Origin of the sequence: Aquimarina sp. AU58, assembly GCF_900312745.1 — a bacterium.
GTDB lineage: Bacteria > Bacteroidota > Bacteroidia > Flavobacteriales > Flavobacteriaceae > Aquimarina > Aquimarina spinulae.
The window spans coordinates 1-14,218 of record NZ_OMPD01000005.1 but is presented as its reverse complement, the minus strand read 5'-3'; the positions used below and the strand labels follow the sequence as shown (position 1 = coordinate 14,218).

Sequence of the window (14,218 nt, the reverse complement as noted above, 5' to 3'; positions counted from 1 at the left end):
GCATGAAATCTTTAATAACAAGATGTTTACGTTTACTTAAAGCTAAAACTTTATGTAAAACATTGTGTATTGGAGAAGATTTTGCATTTAATAGCTTAAACAAGTAAATTTTTATTTTAACCAAACCTATTTTTCAAATTTGAATTCATGATGCTGTATATACATTATTCTGTATTATGGCATTGTGAGTTTGAAATGGTTTAACTATTAAAACCATTTTTTAATTGCTTTGTAGGTTACCTATAGATAACTTCTATGAATTATCAGGATGTAATAAACGGAATGAATCTTTTGAAAGAAGATTATAGCGATAAACAACAAAATACTTTGTTTGTATCAACCTTTAAAAAAGCTATAGAAAAGTCAAAGTACTACCGGGATTTAATACAATCTCATGGAGTTTACCCATCAGATATCTCTGGTATTGAAGATATATCGAAACTTCCAATTATTGAAGTAGAACTTTTTTTAAATACTCCTTTTGTCAATGATAACGAAGTAGTTCGTTTTTGCCAAACTTCTGGTAGTACAGGAAAACCAAAGATAATCCCGTACACAAAAAATGATATTGATAATGCTGTAATTTCTCAAGTACGTAGTTTTATATTTTCGGGGATAAAACAATATGAAAAATGTTTGTGCGTAATGGCATATGGACCATGGGCTAGTGGATTAATTTGTCAATCTGCAGGAGAATTGATTGGTTTAACTATTCCTGCTGAGGTAAACCTTGGTGTAGATTATCAGCTTTGGGCTTTAAAACATTGCTTACCAGATTATATGATTTGTTTGCCTTCTTTTTTACCATATTTAGAAAAAATATGTATCGATTACAATATGGATACTACTTCACTAAGTTTGAAAAAAATATTTTTGGTAGGAGAAGTTTTTTCTGATGAGTTTAGACAGACTTTTCAAAAATTATTTGATGTTGAAATATTTAATATTTACGCGAATACAGAGTTTGGGCTTATAGCAACAGAATGTTCTCATGGTAAACTTCATATATGGGATGATATGTTTTACACAGAAACGATTAACCCAGAAACTGGAGAATATTGTAAGGAGGGAGAAATAGGAGAGCTTATTATTACAGCATTGCAACGCGAAGCAGTACCTTTAATTCGGTACAATACACATGATTTAGTACAAGTATGTGAGGGAACATGTGATTGTGGACATACTGGTACTTATTTTAGTGAAATCAAAGGACGTGGAGATGACGTGTTTACATATGCTGGAGGAAATGTTTACCCTGCTGGAATAGAGAAAGCTGTTACTTCTGTTAATGGACTTTCTAATATTTATAAATGTATTATCCAAAAAGTAAATAACCGAGATCATTTTCATTTCCAAATTGAAACTCGAGAAAATTTTACCCAAGAGAAGGTAGAGAATCTTAAAAAAGTTTTTTTTGAAGAATTAATAAAATCAAATTCTTTGCTTAAAGTGATTTTTTTAGATTATAAATTAACAGCAAAACCAGATATAGATATTTTACCTCCAGGGGGACTAGGTCATAAGAGTGGTAAAGTGAAAAAAATTATTGATATGCGTATAATCAGTAGTGCCAATTTGAATTGAATGTTTTCAAGTTAAACGATAGGAGCGAAATGTATTTTTAGAAAAATGTAAGATAGTTGGCACATTATTTTATTAAACATGTTTTAGAAAATATAAAACACTTCTTATTTTAGATGAGTAGTTTTTTATGGAATTGGTAGATATGAGAAATCTTTTACTTCGGTCATTACAAATGAACTTTGTACTTTAGAAATATTTTCTAGAGAAGCTAGTTTATTAGATAAAAAATCCTGGTAACGTTCCATGTCTTCTGCGTAGATTTTAATTAAGTAATCAAACATACCCGCTACATGATAACATTCTACAACTTCGGGGAATTGTTGAATATCTTTTTCAAATTTTTTTAGATAATCGGTTTGATGAAGATTTAAGGTAACATTACAAAACACCATCAATTGTAATCCTGTTTTTTTACGATCTAAAATAGCTTTATATGATTTTATGTAGCCTTCACGTTCTAATTTTTTGACACGCTCAAAAATCGGAGTGGTAGTTAGGTTTAATCTTTCTGCAATTTCTTTAATCGTGATTTTACCATCTTTTTGTAATAACAATAATATTGACCGATCTATTTTATCCATAATAATTTTCTATATAAAGCTTGATACTATATCAAATATAGAATAAAATTCTATTATAATGAAAAATGAATACTATTTTTTCTTAAAATTGATAATAATAGGGTTTTTAATTCTTTTAAATGTAGTTTTAAGGATTGAAAAGAGTATTTAGGATATCAATTCAATTTATGAAAATAATAGCAAATATGCTGATCTATATTGGTATTAGCTCTACTATTAAAAAAGAATAAAATAGTATAAATGAAGAAACACGATTTTAACCCCGAGAGTTTAATGATGACTCATGGTTATAAGCCAGAATTATCAGAAGGAGCCATAAAGTGCCCTATTTTTCAAACATCAACCTTTGTTTTTAAAACTGCAGAAGAGGGAAAAGCTTTTTTTGAATTAGCCTATGGTTTAAGGGAGAAATCTCCAAAAGAAGAACTTGGTCTTATTTATAGTAGAATTAATAACCCCAACCTAGAAATCCTGGAAAATCGCCTATGTTTATGGGATAAAGCAGATGATTGTGCAGTTTTTGAAAGTGGAATGTCTGCAATAAGTACAGTATTGTTAGAATTCCTTAAACCCGGAGATTTACTAGTATATAGTAATCCATTATATGGAGGAACAGATCATTTTATTCATCATTTTTTGGATAAAATAGGAGTTCATACTATAGGAGTAATGCCAAATCAAAGTACAGATGAAGTGATTAAAATGATCGAAGATTCTGGAAAATCAGATCAATTAGCAATGATTTATCTCGAAACTCCTGCCAATCCAACCAATGATATTGTCGATATCGAAAAATATAGCCAGATTGCCAAACAATTTAGTACTAATGACAGAAAAGCTTTGGTAGCTGTAGATAATACGTATATGGGACCATTATGGCAACACCCTTTACAATGTGGAGCAGACTTAGTACTGTACTCTGCTACAAAATATATAGGAGGCCATAGTGATCTCATAGCAGGAGCAGTTTTGGGGAATGCAGAATTAATGTTAAGAGTAAAAACACTTCGTACTTTCCTGGGGAATATGGTAAGCCCACATACAGCGTGGTTACTACTTAGGAGTTTAGAAACCTTAAAGGTAAGAATGGATCAGCAAACGAAAAATGCTCAGATCATTGCTGATTATTTAAATAATCATCCTAAGATTGAAAACGTATACTATTTGGGATTATTAGAAGAAGAAACAGAAGGGTATAAAACATTTCAAAAGCAATGTTCTGCTCCTGGAGCAATGGTATCTTTTGATATTATAGGGGGAGAAGAAGAAGCATTTATATTCCTTAATAATCTTAAACTAATGAAACTGGCAGTAAGCTTGGGTGGTACAGAAAGTTTGGCAGAGCATCCCAAAACTATGACACATGCAGGTGTAGATGAAGAACAAAGACAAGAAATGAATATTACAGACCAATTGGTAAGATTATCAATAGGTGTAGAGCATGCTAAAGATTTGGTCTGGGACTTAGAACAGGCATTAGAAAAAGTAAAAGCTAAGGTTGAAAAAGCTCTAAATTAATAAACAGTATTTCTACAAAAAAGCCCTCTGGATTCTATAATCCAGAGGGCTTTTTTTATGGAAAAATAACTTTTTCCGCAACTAGTATTTGATACTTTATGTTATTTTCAATGCAGGATTAAATTACTTAATTTGTGGTTTTAACTTAAAATTCACTTAATTTTTTAAAATGATTAACAGACTTATTTTGTAATATTACGCTTTAAAAATTTAATATATATAGTCATCATTTTGAAGATATTCCGATTACTTTTTTTATTCTTTTTTGCGTTTTCCTTTGCCCAAAATGATTATAACTATACATCATATGGAACAAATGATGGGTTGTCTAGCTCACAGATATATGATTTATATCAGGATAAAAAAGGATATATATGGTTGGCAACTCAAAAAGGTATTATTAGATATAATGGTTATGAGTTCGAAAAATTTGGATCAAATGAGAAACTAGAAGACGCCGTTTTAGATTTTTTCCCACAGGTTAATGGTCAAATTTGGTGTAGAACCTTAAATACACAAAAAACATTCTTTATAGATGAAAAGTCTGAAGAAATAAAATTATATGACTATAATGATAAACTGAATAATCTGATTAGTAAAAAATCGGTTGTAGAAAGTATATATTTAGATGCTGAACAATCGTTACATATTGGAGGAAAAGGAATTAATGGTGAAATTATTATTAGTAAAAGCGGGGAAATATTACAACCTCCGGCTGATACTGAATTAGTAGAAGGTATACATATAGTTTCTAAAAAAACTTTTTCAGAAAATCCGTTTTTCTTTTTAAGTAATGATACTACTGAACTTAGCAAACATTTAGTAAAAACCAGGCTAAAAGGTGGTACATTAAGAAGTGCTATTACTTTAGGAAATAAGTCTTATACAATTTTTATTAATGGAGAATTAATAGAAGTTATAACCGATAAAGGAGATATCCATACTTCTATAAAAAATAAATATAGCCCTCTAGGTCTTAAAACGATAAATGATTCTCAGTTTTTTGTAGGATATCATCATGGAGGAGCTCGCATTGTTGATATTAATGGAAATACAAACACCACATTTTTAGAAGGATTATCGGTAACCAATTTTTTAATAGATCACCATGGAGGGTATTGGTTTTCAACATTAAATTCTGGCGTATTTTATATTAAGAACCCTTGCATCAAAAACAAAAGAATCCCATTTATAGAAAACCCTCATGTAAATTCCCTGGCAAAGGATGAAAATAATGCATTGTATTTTTCAACAACCGATGGATGTATCGTACGTTTTAAACAAGACAAAAAAGCTGTAATGTTTAGTAAATCTACTGGTAATATTCATGGTTTGGTTACGAGTGATACTATAAAAAACGAGTTGTTCATCTATAATAATAATAGACTCATAACCCCATTTAATAAAAATATTGATCTAGGCTATACATTAAAACTTTCGGAGCCAGATGGTAGTTCAACTATTTTAGCATCAAGTAATGGAGCAGTGAGAATAATAACACCAGAATATGTAAACTCTATTGATACTCCGTATCGCGTCCTAGATGCAATTATTAGAAAAGATACGTTGTATATAGGAACCTCTAAAGGTTTATTTAAACAAAATAAGACCTCTTTCACTTCATTTTTTCCGAAGGGTACACCATTTTTTGATGCCAGAATTGAAGATATAGATATACATCCTAAAAAAGAAGAACTATATCTCGCTACAGTAGGCAAAGGTATTATTGTTGTAAAAAAAGATAGTACATATACAATAAATACCAAAGATGGATTAAATAGTAACACCATTAAAGAAATTTATTTTGAAAATGAAAACGTTCTATGGGCTTGTACCAATAAAGGTGTTAATAGGATTGTATTTGGAGTTGATAAGGATATCGACATAAAAGGAGTATCTGTTCAAGAAGGGTTAATTAGTAATGAAATAGAAGATATTGAGATTATAGATGATACAGTATGGTTAGGAACAAAAAAAGGAATAACGTATTTTCCAAAATCTGTTTTAGAATCAAATAAACCCGGTGCTTATTTTTTAAAAATTAAAAGCTTAAAAGTTAATGATTCTATACAGATTACTTCTAGATCACAAAAATTAAAGTATAATGAAAATAACCTTGAGTTTTTTGTTGAAGGAATATTATTTGCCAATAATAAATTAAAATACAAATATAAATTAGAAGGCTTTGATGAAGAATGGCAATTCTCTGATAATCGAAAAATTAGGTTTTCTTCACTACCACACGGTAGTTATACTTTTATGGTAAAGGCGTGTGATAATGAGAAAGATTGTTCTGAAAATGTACAAACGTACTCTTTTATTATTAAACTTCCTTACTGGAAAACCTTGTGGTTTCAGCTAGCATGCCTAATCGCTATTCTTTTATTGATATATTTATTTCTTAGGATGAAAATACTGTATACTAATCGAAGTTTTACTCGAGAACTAATGCGTTTATTAATAAAACGGGTAAACAAAAATGAAAAGTATATTTTATTTAAAGAAGGTAAAAAAGAAATCAAAATAAAAACTAACGAAATCTTATATGTTAAGTCCTCTGGAAATTATATTGATATTATTACAGAGCATAAAAACTATACCCTTAGAACAAAAATTGGCTGCTTTATAGAATCTACTCCCGACCCTTTAGAATATATTAGGATTCACAGATCTTATATTATTCGATTAGATAAAGTACATTCAAAATCAAAAACCGAAGTGACGATTAATAATGAGAAATTACCGGTAAGCACAAAATATGTTTCCGAATTAGATAAAATCCATTTCTAGATAAAGATAATTCGTCACTAATTTATAGGGTATTCGTCACAAAACCCAAATTACATTATAATTTTTTTAGAGTTGAATCTATGTTTGCTTCAACAAAATTTCTTGCTGTTGTATCAAAATATAATAATGATATTGGTAGTCAATTATTTGTTTTTGTGAATATGGAAAATAACCTCATTCCCTTCGACGGCAAGAAAATTTTGCAACAATTCTTTTTTTGATTTCAGTTAGCCTTTTTATGATATCTAAAATAGCATGAAATAATAATTAAATCTATTAAGAAAGAAGGAAAGAAAAAACCTAAGAAATAATTGTTTTGTAATTAATAGAACACATGAGATTAGCGGTAAGTGTCTTTATAACTTCAATTTTATACATATCATGTAATTCACAATGCAATTCTGAGCTGGCAAATTATGCTTCTGGGTTTGAAAACATAGCAGCTAACTCATTTTCATTTCTCGATAAAGAACTCAAAGATGTACGTATTTTTGGGTATGGTGAAGACACTCATGGAACGGCTGAATTTAACATTCTTGCAGAAGAATTAATGAAGTACTTATCCGAAAAACACGGTTTTAAGGTTTTTATTATTGAAACCGGTTTTGGAGAAGGACAATACTTAAATGACTTCATTCAAGGTAAAAGAGATGATTTAGAAGCCATTTTAAAAAACCATAATTCTACATGGCGATATATGACCAAGGAGTTTTATCAATTAATGAATTGGTTAAGAGAATACAATCAAAATCACACGGATAAAATTCACATTTATGGATGCGAAATGCAATATGTAATTTCTGATGTCAATCGAATCAAAGAGTATTTAAAATTGGTGGGTTTTGATTATGTAATTGATGGATTTGAAAAACATTTGTGGCAAAATATAGAAGAAAGCGAGAAATCAGATTACTATATTTCTTACTCTAAATTGAAGAACTATTTTATTGAAAATCATAAAATATTTAAAAACAAGACATCCAAGGAAGAATTCAGCTTAATATATCATCATATAGAAGTCTTAGGCCAGTTTGTTACCGCTATTAATCAAAATGTTGAGCAACGTAAACACGATTTCCGGGATATTTATATGGCCGAAAATATTGAATGGATTTTGAAGTATCATGGAGAAGATTCAAAGGCATTGTATTGGGCACATAATGCTCACGTTGGAGATTGGGTAGGTAATGGAGGTGTAGATGTTACAGGGCATCAATTACGCAAAATATATGACTCATCCTATTTTAATATAGCCACCGATTTTGGTATGGGAGATTTTATTGCTTACCCTAATAATGCAAATGAAGTAGGCTGGGATTTTCAAACATTTAGTTTTGATAAAACAGAAGAAAATACATTTACCCATTGCCTAAAACAATACGGAACCCCTAATACATTCGTAAATCTTAGAAAAGCAAAATATAATGATGATTTAAGATTGTATTTAGAAAAACCGCTAATAGTAATGTCTGGTGCAGGTGCTCAATATAGAAACAACGAAACTGAAATTGGTTATTACGGAAAAGCATTTGATGGTATCATTTATATCGACAGAACACATAAAATTAATTGGGCAGAATAAAAGTAACAAATGATAGTGGTGGTAAGAATTTATAATAAACTATTCAAAAATTTATTCCTAAAAGACATAAGCTTTGAGTGTCGATAAAAGATCAGAGTAATAATTAATAATCTAAAATTTTACACAAAAATGAAAAGTAAAGAAACTAAAAAAGTTAATCTAAAAAAACTAAAGATTGAGAAGCTAAAAGTAACTTCTTTGAATGAGGTTAAAGGTGGTAATCTTGGTTTTACATGGGAATACGGTTGTTATTCTGAGCGCCCAGAAGCTTGTTAATAGATACCCGGAGTATATTTTTATAAATGACATAAGTCTTGAGTGTCGCTAAATGATCAAGTAATAATTAATAGTCTAAAGTTTTAAAAGAAATGAAAAGTAAAGAAACTAAAAAAGTTAATCTAAAAAAACTAAACCTCGAGAAGCTAAAAGTAACTTCTTTAAATAATATAAAAGGAGGGAATGATGCTCCTTATACATATGAAATGGAATGTAATACTGCAGAGTGGTGCTAATTAAACACTGTATATACTATTAATCTATATAAAATTAAACCTAATGTTAAAACAGATTAAAAATTTAGAAGGAGTAGAAACCCTTCACAAACTACAGCAAAAAACAATTCAGGGAGGTTATATACCTTCAGTAAGGGAGTTTTGTAGTAATCCAAGCTTTTGGCTTTCAAATTATCCCTTTTTAGCCAATGATCCAGAGTATACTTGCTAATAAGTACATCTAGATTTTACTACCTGGTAACTATCAAATATCAGGTAGTAAAATAATAATGAATAATACGGGAGATAGGATTTTTAGAATCAAAAAAACTATTCTTTTTGATATTTCTATACTTAAAGAAGCATCTATTTAAATTTTCTGAACATATGAGAGTACCATTACTTAAAACGTTTTTAATAGTAATCTTGATTTCTACTACTTCCGGTTTTGCTCAATTACCATGCAAGTTTTCTTGGAAAGAAGTTAAAACATCATCGGGAGTAAGAGATTTTACAACACCAGCCAGAGATCAGATTTTTCAAGGGCCATGCATGTCTCATGCGTTTAATGCCGTCATAGAAACCATGTACATGATAGAATATAATGAAAATGTAAGTATTCCACTATCAAATGCATATTTGTATATGGGTGCTTTCTCTACTAATTTTTGGTTATATGAGGATGTATTAGAAGACGGATTTAAAATTCCTGCACATAAATATCCTTCCTCATATATTTATAATGATTTTATACCTAATGTAGATGATTGGTTTTCTCCTGCATATAATGGGTATAGAGGTAAGGCCTTAGAATGCATTAGTGAAGAAAGAGACTTTCGACTTCAAGAAGTAGGAGAACCTCCTGTTTATAAAATCGATGATCAATGTGGGCAACTGATTACTAATTCTGATTATTTCACTGTTAGAAATGTATCAGAAATAGAATCAAATTCTATTAGATCTATCGATGATATAAAACGATTGTTAATTGATGGTCCAATGATAATGAAAGTAAAACATTCTCAGACGAACCGTGCTTTAGAAAAATTTGGAGAATATAGTTCTTCAGAATTGACCGAGATCAATGATCATGCTTATGCAATTATTGGTTGGGATGATCTGGGAAATAATACGCAATGGATTTTAAAGGATAGCTGGCCTAAAAAAGCAGGATATATTAAAACACAACCCTCTAAACTTTCAAACACTACTTTTCTTAATTTAATAGCTTCTGGTGATGTGTCTTTTTGTAAACTAAGCGGAGTTGTTAAAAATAATAAACCTACCCGAAGACCAAGATTCGAGGTTGATGAAAACCTACAATGCCCACCAGAGCTTTCAAGAATATTAGTTGATGTGGCTGTAATCACTATAAACGGTAAGACATATTCTAAAGCATACGTATCTAGTAATACAGTAATGGAAGATTGGCAATGGCAATTCTCTTTTTCGCGTACTACTCGGTCAGAAATCAAACAATCCAAATATGCTAGTATAATGGTAAGCCCATTGCGCAGTGGAATGGGGACGATTAAAGTAAGAGGTAAAAGTAACGGGGTATGGACAGAATGGACAACTTTATCAATTTATTTACCAAGTGGAGATATTGGACCTTTATAAATTTGTGGATATTAATTAGAAATTAGGCTTAATAAGTATCAGTTGTGTTGAAGTTTATACCCCATTTTATCTTAATACATACTAATAGACATATCCCTGAGTGTCTTTAACTGTTCGGGAATTCTTTAAATCAGTTAATTTAATAATTATGCTAAAACAAATTTTAGAATTAAACGGAGCTAAAAAGCTTAAAAAGGAACAACTTCTTGAGATTAATGGAGGAGGAAATACAGTCTGTCTTTCGCCAGGGAAATGGTGTAGATATGGGCATATCGATGATAGTAAATTTGGTGATGTTGTATGTTGTGGATATTTACCACCAAATGATGGTATCTCTTTCCCTTAATAATCAGCAGATTCAAAATCAAAAAAAACAATCAGATTTGGACATAAATTCTGAGTGTCATTAAAATTGTTCAGAATACATTTAATAATTTAAATTTTCACACATGATAACAAAGATTTTAAATTTTAATGGAGTTCATAAACTCAAAAAAAATGAGCAGGGAAATATTAACGGTGGTAGCGAGGATACATGGGAATGTAAAGCAGGCCGTGGCTGTGATTATGGATATAGGAGAGACAAATATTTGGGACTTATTTGTTGTGGAATATAGAGTTGAGTTTGGTAGTGAAAAGGGGGGTGGTTCCCCCTTTTCTATTTGTTTTTAATGTTTTTCTGAAATCAGGTGGTCATGCATGAAATGTTACCCTTTATTTTCGCAAATATTTTTGAGCGTTGATAAACCTTTATTCCAATCTTTGCCCATCATTTCTTCCATATCAGTAAATAAATTCATAAGGTTAAAAGGGTAGGGCATTTCACTTTGAAAACCCCATGTTACTGTTGTGGTATTGCCTTCCTTTAGTACTTTTATATACCCTTTTGCTTCACTTTCATAAGGTTCATAAAACTTAAGATCCGTTTCAAGAAGATTAGGTTTTTCAATTTTGGCAATAGTTTGACTGCCTTTGCCTACTTCTTTTACATTACTGTCCCAACTAGCTGTTGCACCAATTGTCCCATCTGTACCCTTAAATTCTTTCGCCATGTTAGGATCATAATCATTCCAGGGACTCCATTTATCTAAATCAGCGAGACTATTTACATTTTCCCACACAACCTCTATAGGAGCTTCAATACTAATAGATTTTTCATAAACTACTTCTTTAGAAACAAAGACTGCCGCTATAAGGATAATAGCGATAAGTGCAATAAGCACAATTCCTATTTTTTTTAAAACTTTCATGTTGTTGCTGTTTATTTATAGTTAAAATTAGATTCAAAATATAATACGTATAACAACAAAGGTTAGATTCATAGTTTGTTAATTCTGAAAAGGGGAAGTATACAAATTTAAAAGTTTTTTATGAATATGTACGTTTTTTTAAAATGAGTAGAATTCTATGAGCTCATCTAATTATCGTTTTATAGAATATTTTATACCTATTTAACTCTTCTGGCTTCAAAGGTTTTAAATAGAAAGCTTTTATATGCTCTTATAAAACAAAGATCAGTATTGTCACTATTAATCCAAACTTTTACAATATAGCTTTTACCACTATCCGCATTATAGATAGTTCCGCCAGATAATGCTCCATCTTTATATCTTAAGTTTTCTAAAATATTCATTCCGAGTAAAGGACGACCTTGAAGTTCTTTTTGAGGATTTTTATTATCCAAGCCATTAAGATTGGATAAGGGGCGTTCTGCTCGTTTATCAATTTTCCCAAAAAAATAATCTCCATCCCTATAGATTTCGATAATCGATCCTCCTTTAATTTTCCATTTTCCAATATAAGTATCAGAGCTTACAGAAGACGTTAGAAAAAGAAGGGGTAATACTAAGAATATGACAAATTTCATTAACGTAAACTTAGCAATTAAATTAGATTAATCCTTAAAAAAAACTAAAATGATTTATAGTATGCTGTATAAAAAAAACCTTACTCTCTGTTTTACAACAAATTGTAAGGCTTTCTTTTCTTATTCTAAAATAGGTAAGATCTTGTTATTTTAAACTACCTACCATATCTTCTGGTTTTACCCATTCGTCAAATTCTTGTTCGGTTACATATCCTAAAGCTACGGCTTCGTGTTTTAGAGTTGTACCATTTTGGTGAGCAGTATTAGCGATTTCAGCAGCTTTATAATATCCGATTTTAGTATTTAAAGCCGTAACCAACATTAATGAGTTATTCAATAATTCAGTAATTCTTTTTTGGTTAGGTTCGATTCCCTGGGCGCAATGCTCATCAAAAGAAATACAGGCATCCCCAATGAGTTGAGCACTTTGAAGTAAGTTCGCAGCCATAACAGGTTTAAATACATTCAATTCAAAATGCCCTTGCATTCCTCCAACATTAATAGCTACATCATTACCCATAACTTGTGCACATACCATAGTTAATGCTTCACATTGTGTGGGGTTTACTTTACCAGGCATAATAGAACTCCCTGGTTCATTGGCAGGAATAATTAGTTCACCAATTCCGCTTCTTGGCCCAGAAGCCAGCATACGAATATCATTCCCTATTTTATTTAATGAAACGGCCAATTGTTTTAAAGCACCGTGACTCTCTACAAAAGCATCATGTGCAGCCAAGGCTTCAAATTTGTTCTCTGCTGTGATAAATGGTAAACTGGTAAATTGTGCAATAAATTCAGAAACCCGTTTTGCATACCCTTTTGGGGTATTTAACCCAGTTCCTACAGCGGTTCCTCCTAAGGCTAATTCTGCCATATGAGGTAAGGTGTTTTCTAAAGCCTTAATTCCGTGATCCAATTGAGAAACATATCCTGATAATTCTTGCCCTATAGTAAGTGGTGTAGCATCCATAAAGTGGGTACGACCAATTTTTACTACATTTTTAAACTCTTCAGATTTTTTCTTTAGAGTATCTCTTAATTGAATTACCCCCGGAATAGTTACTTCTACTATTTTTTTATAGGCTGCAATATGCATTCCTGTAGGAAAAGTATCATTTGAAGATTGAGATTTATTAACATCATCATTTGGTTGTAATGTTTTGTCTCCTTCACCAATTGTTTTACCAGCTAATTGATGTGCTCTATTAGCAATAACTTCATTCACATTCATATTACTTTGCGTACCAGAACCGGTTTGCCAAATCACCAAAGGAAATTGGTTATCATGTTTTCCTTCTAGTATTTCATCACATACTTGAGAAATAAGGTCTCTTTTCTCTATCGGTAATGCGCCTAATTCGCAATTTGTATATGCAGCAGCTTTTTTTAAGTAAGCAAAACCATATACAATTTCTAATGGCATAGATGCTGATGCACCAATTTTAAAATTATTTCTAGAACGTTCTGTTTGTGCTCCCCAAAGCTTATCAGCAGGTACTTTTACCTCGCCCATCGTATCCTTCTCTATTCTATATTCCATTTGTGGTAAGATGATTTGTTTTTTTTAAGAGTGCAAATTTAAGCATTTGCCTCACTATTTTTGAATAAAGTAGCTACTTTTTAGTAGATAAATTGAGATCATAAGAGATTTGAAAATAAATTATATTTCTGCTATGACATATAAGTAAGAGTTATTATCTTTGACAAAATTTGAAAATTAGAATATTATTATGTTTGAATTCGATCAGTACCTTGGTTTTTTAGCGTTCTTAACTATCCTTACCATTGGATTTTGGTTAATGATCTTTTTGTTAACTTTTGTTATTCCTTATTGGATTATAGGAGCTAATGTCGAGAACTTCAAATTGAGAAGAGAAGCTAAACGCAAAGCGAAAGAAGAAGCATAATTGTTTATAACATTATATATGAAAGGAAGTCATTTTGACTTCCTTTTTTTGTTTTATTTCTTTTTTCTAATAGGTACATCCACATTTACTTTGTCTACAACCAAAATCAAATCCTAGTGTGATCAGATGCGACCCTGTTGCTGTGGTCGGTTGTAAAACTTCGTTTACGTTAATCTGATATCCATACGCAACATAAAAATTAGCTTTTTTGATCCCCAACATAGGAGAAACAGAAAGTGGTTTAAAATCCTGATCAACCAAAGATCGAAGACTAA

General features: G+C 30.8%; 15 protein-coding genes. 10 read left to right on the top strand and 5 right to left on the bottom strand.

Features of this window, described 5'->3' with window-relative positions; all coding sequences use genetic code 11:
- Positions 1-255 precede the first annotated feature (255 nt).
- Complete coding sequence (locus DK441_RS00835) at positions 256-1,584, top strand: phenylacetate--CoA ligase family protein (RefSeq protein ID WP_109097059.1); 1,329 nt, start codon at positions 256-258, stop codon at positions 1,582-1,584.
- Positions 1,585-1,709: 125 nt separating this feature from the next.
- On the opposite strand, the gene DK441_RS00830 is transcribed toward DK441_RS00835, so the two are convergent.
- Complete coding sequence (locus DK441_RS00830) at positions 1,710-2,165, bottom strand: Lrp/AsnC family transcriptional regulator (protein WP_034238836.1); 456 nt, start codon at positions 2,163-2,165, stop codon at positions 1,710-1,712.
- Positions 2,166-2,405: 240 nt separating this feature from the next.
- On the opposite strand from DK441_RS00830, the gene DK441_RS00825 reads away from it, so the two are divergent.
- From DK441_RS00825 to DK441_RS00800, 8 genes are all read left to right on the top strand, one after another.
- Positions 2,406-3,683 carry a cystathionine gamma-synthase family protein gene (locus DK441_RS00825; protein WP_109097058.1) on the top strand — a complete coding sequence of 426 codons (1,278 nt, stop codon included), beginning with the start codon at positions 2,406-2,408 and terminating at the stop codon, positions 3,681-3,683.
- 231 nt (positions 3,684-3,914) lie between these two features.
- On the top strand, positions 3,915-6,473 hold the full coding sequence (locus tag DK441_RS00820; RefSeq protein ID WP_109097057.1) for a triple tyrosine motif-containing protein: 2,559 nt from the start codon (positions 3,915-3,917) through the stop codon (positions 6,471-6,473).
- A 334-nt stretch (positions 6,474-6,807) separates the two neighbouring features.
- On the top strand, positions 6,808-8,055 hold the full coding sequence (locus DK441_RS00815; RefSeq protein ID WP_109097056.1) for an erythromycin esterase family protein: 1,248 nt from the start codon (positions 6,808-6,810) through the stop codon (positions 8,053-8,055).
- A 129-nt stretch (positions 8,056-8,184) separates the two neighbouring features.
- Positions 8,185-8,331, top strand: a complete 147-nt coding sequence (locus DK441_RS26350) for a TIGR04149 family rSAM-modified RiPP (protein ID WP_132066083.1) — start codon at positions 8,185-8,187, stop codon at positions 8,329-8,331.
- 92 nt (positions 8,332-8,423) lie between these two features.
- Positions 8,424-8,567, top strand: a complete 144-nt coding sequence (locus DK441_RS26345; RefSeq protein ID WP_159099190.1) for a hypothetical protein — start codon at positions 8,424-8,426, stop codon at positions 8,565-8,567.
- A 366-nt stretch (positions 8,568-8,933) separates the two neighbouring features.
- Entirely contained in the window at positions 8,934-10,166 is a 1,233-nt protein-coding gene (locus DK441_RS00810) for a C1 family peptidase (RefSeq protein ID WP_109097055.1), read from the top strand.
- A 148-nt stretch (positions 10,167-10,314) separates the two neighbouring features.
- The gene (locus DK441_RS00805; RefSeq protein WP_109097054.1) at positions 10,315-10,512 is read left to right on the top strand and encodes a hypothetical protein; all 198 of its coding nucleotides are present in this window, start codon (positions 10,315-10,317) and stop codon (positions 10,510-10,512) included.
- Between the two features lie 103 nt (positions 10,513-10,615).
- Positions 10,616-10,783 carry a hypothetical protein gene (locus tag DK441_RS00800; RefSeq protein ID WP_159099192.1) on the top strand — a complete coding sequence of 56 codons (168 nt, stop codon included), beginning with the start codon at positions 10,616-10,618 and terminating at the stop codon, positions 10,781-10,783.
- A 90-nt stretch (positions 10,784-10,873) separates the two neighbouring features.
- On the opposite strand, the gene DK441_RS00795 is transcribed toward DK441_RS00800, so the two are convergent.
- The 3 genes from DK441_RS00795 to fumC form a co-directional block, all read right to left on the bottom strand.
- Positions 10,874-11,416, bottom strand: a complete 543-nt coding sequence (locus tag DK441_RS00795) for an SRPBCC family protein (RefSeq protein ID WP_109097053.1) — start codon at positions 11,414-11,416, stop codon at positions 10,874-10,876.
- 197 nt (positions 11,417-11,613) lie between these two features.
- Positions 11,614-12,033: a DUF2147 domain-containing protein gene (locus DK441_RS00790; protein WP_109097052.1), complete on the bottom strand. Its 420-nt coding sequence runs from the start codon at positions 12,031-12,033 to the stop codon at positions 11,614-11,616.
- A gap of 145 nt (positions 12,034-12,178) precedes the next feature.
- Entirely contained in the window at positions 12,179-13,576 is a 1,398-nt protein-coding gene (fumC, locus tag DK441_RS00785) for a class II fumarate hydratase (RefSeq protein WP_109097051.1), read from the bottom strand.
- Between the two features lie 190 nt (positions 13,577-13,766).
- On the opposite strand from fumC, the gene DK441_RS26865 reads away from it, so the two are divergent.
- Positions 13,767-13,943 carry a hypothetical protein gene (locus DK441_RS26865; RefSeq protein ID WP_165583327.1) on the top strand — a complete coding sequence of 59 codons (177 nt, stop codon included), beginning with the start codon at positions 13,767-13,769 and terminating at the stop codon, positions 13,941-13,943.
- A gap of 66 nt (positions 13,944-14,009) precedes the next feature.
- Here DK441_RS26865 and DK441_RS00780 read toward each other — a convergent pair.
- The coding region (locus DK441_RS00780) for a type IX secretion system membrane protein PorP/SprF (protein WP_160111894.1) at positions 14,010-14,218 on the bottom strand (209 nt) is incomplete at its 5' end.

Coding starts and splice junctions, on each gene's coding strand:
- DK441_RS26865 (WP_165583327.1), top strand. CDS start 13,767: ATGTTTGAATTCGATCAGTACCTTGGTTTTTTAGCGTTCTTAACTATC.
- fumC (WP_109097051.1), bottom strand. CDS start 13,576: ATGGAATATAGAATAGAGAAGGATACGATGGGCGAGGTAAAAGTACCT.
- DK441_RS00790 (WP_109097052.1), bottom strand. CDS start 12,033: ATGAAATTTGTCATATTCTTAGTATTACCCCTTCTTTTTCTAACGTCT.
- DK441_RS00805 (WP_109097054.1), top strand. CDS start 10,315: ATGCTAAAACAAATTTTAGAATTAAACGGAGCTAAAAAGCTTAAAAAG.
- DK441_RS26345 (WP_159099190.1), top strand. CDS start 8,424: ATGAAAAGTAAAGAAACTAAAAAAGTTAATCTAAAAAAACTAAACCTC.
- DK441_RS00795 (WP_109097053.1), bottom strand. CDS start 11,416: ATGAAAGTTTTAAAAAAAATAGGAATTGTGCTTATTGCACTTATCGCT.
- DK441_RS00810 (WP_109097055.1), top strand. CDS start 8,934: ATGAGAGTACCATTACTTAAAACGTTTTTAATAGTAATCTTGATTTCT.
- DK441_RS00830 (WP_034238836.1), bottom strand. CDS start 2,165: ATGGATAAAATAGATCGGTCAATATTATTGTTATTACAAAAAGATGGT.
- DK441_RS00800 (WP_159099192.1), top strand. CDS start 10,616: ATGATAACAAAGATTTTAAATTTTAATGGAGTTCATAAACTCAAAAAA.
- DK441_RS00835 (WP_109097059.1), top strand. CDS start 256: ATGAATTATCAGGATGTAATAAACGGAATGAATCTTTTGAAAGAAGAT.
- DK441_RS00825 (WP_109097058.1), top strand. CDS start 2,406: ATGAAGAAACACGATTTTAACCCCGAGAGTTTAATGATGACTCATGGT.
- DK441_RS00815 (WP_109097056.1), top strand. CDS start 6,808: ATGAGATTAGCGGTAAGTGTCTTTATAACTTCAATTTTATACATATCA.
- DK441_RS26350 (WP_132066083.1), top strand. CDS start 8,185: ATGAAAAGTAAAGAAACTAAAAAAGTTAATCTAAAAAAACTAAAGATT.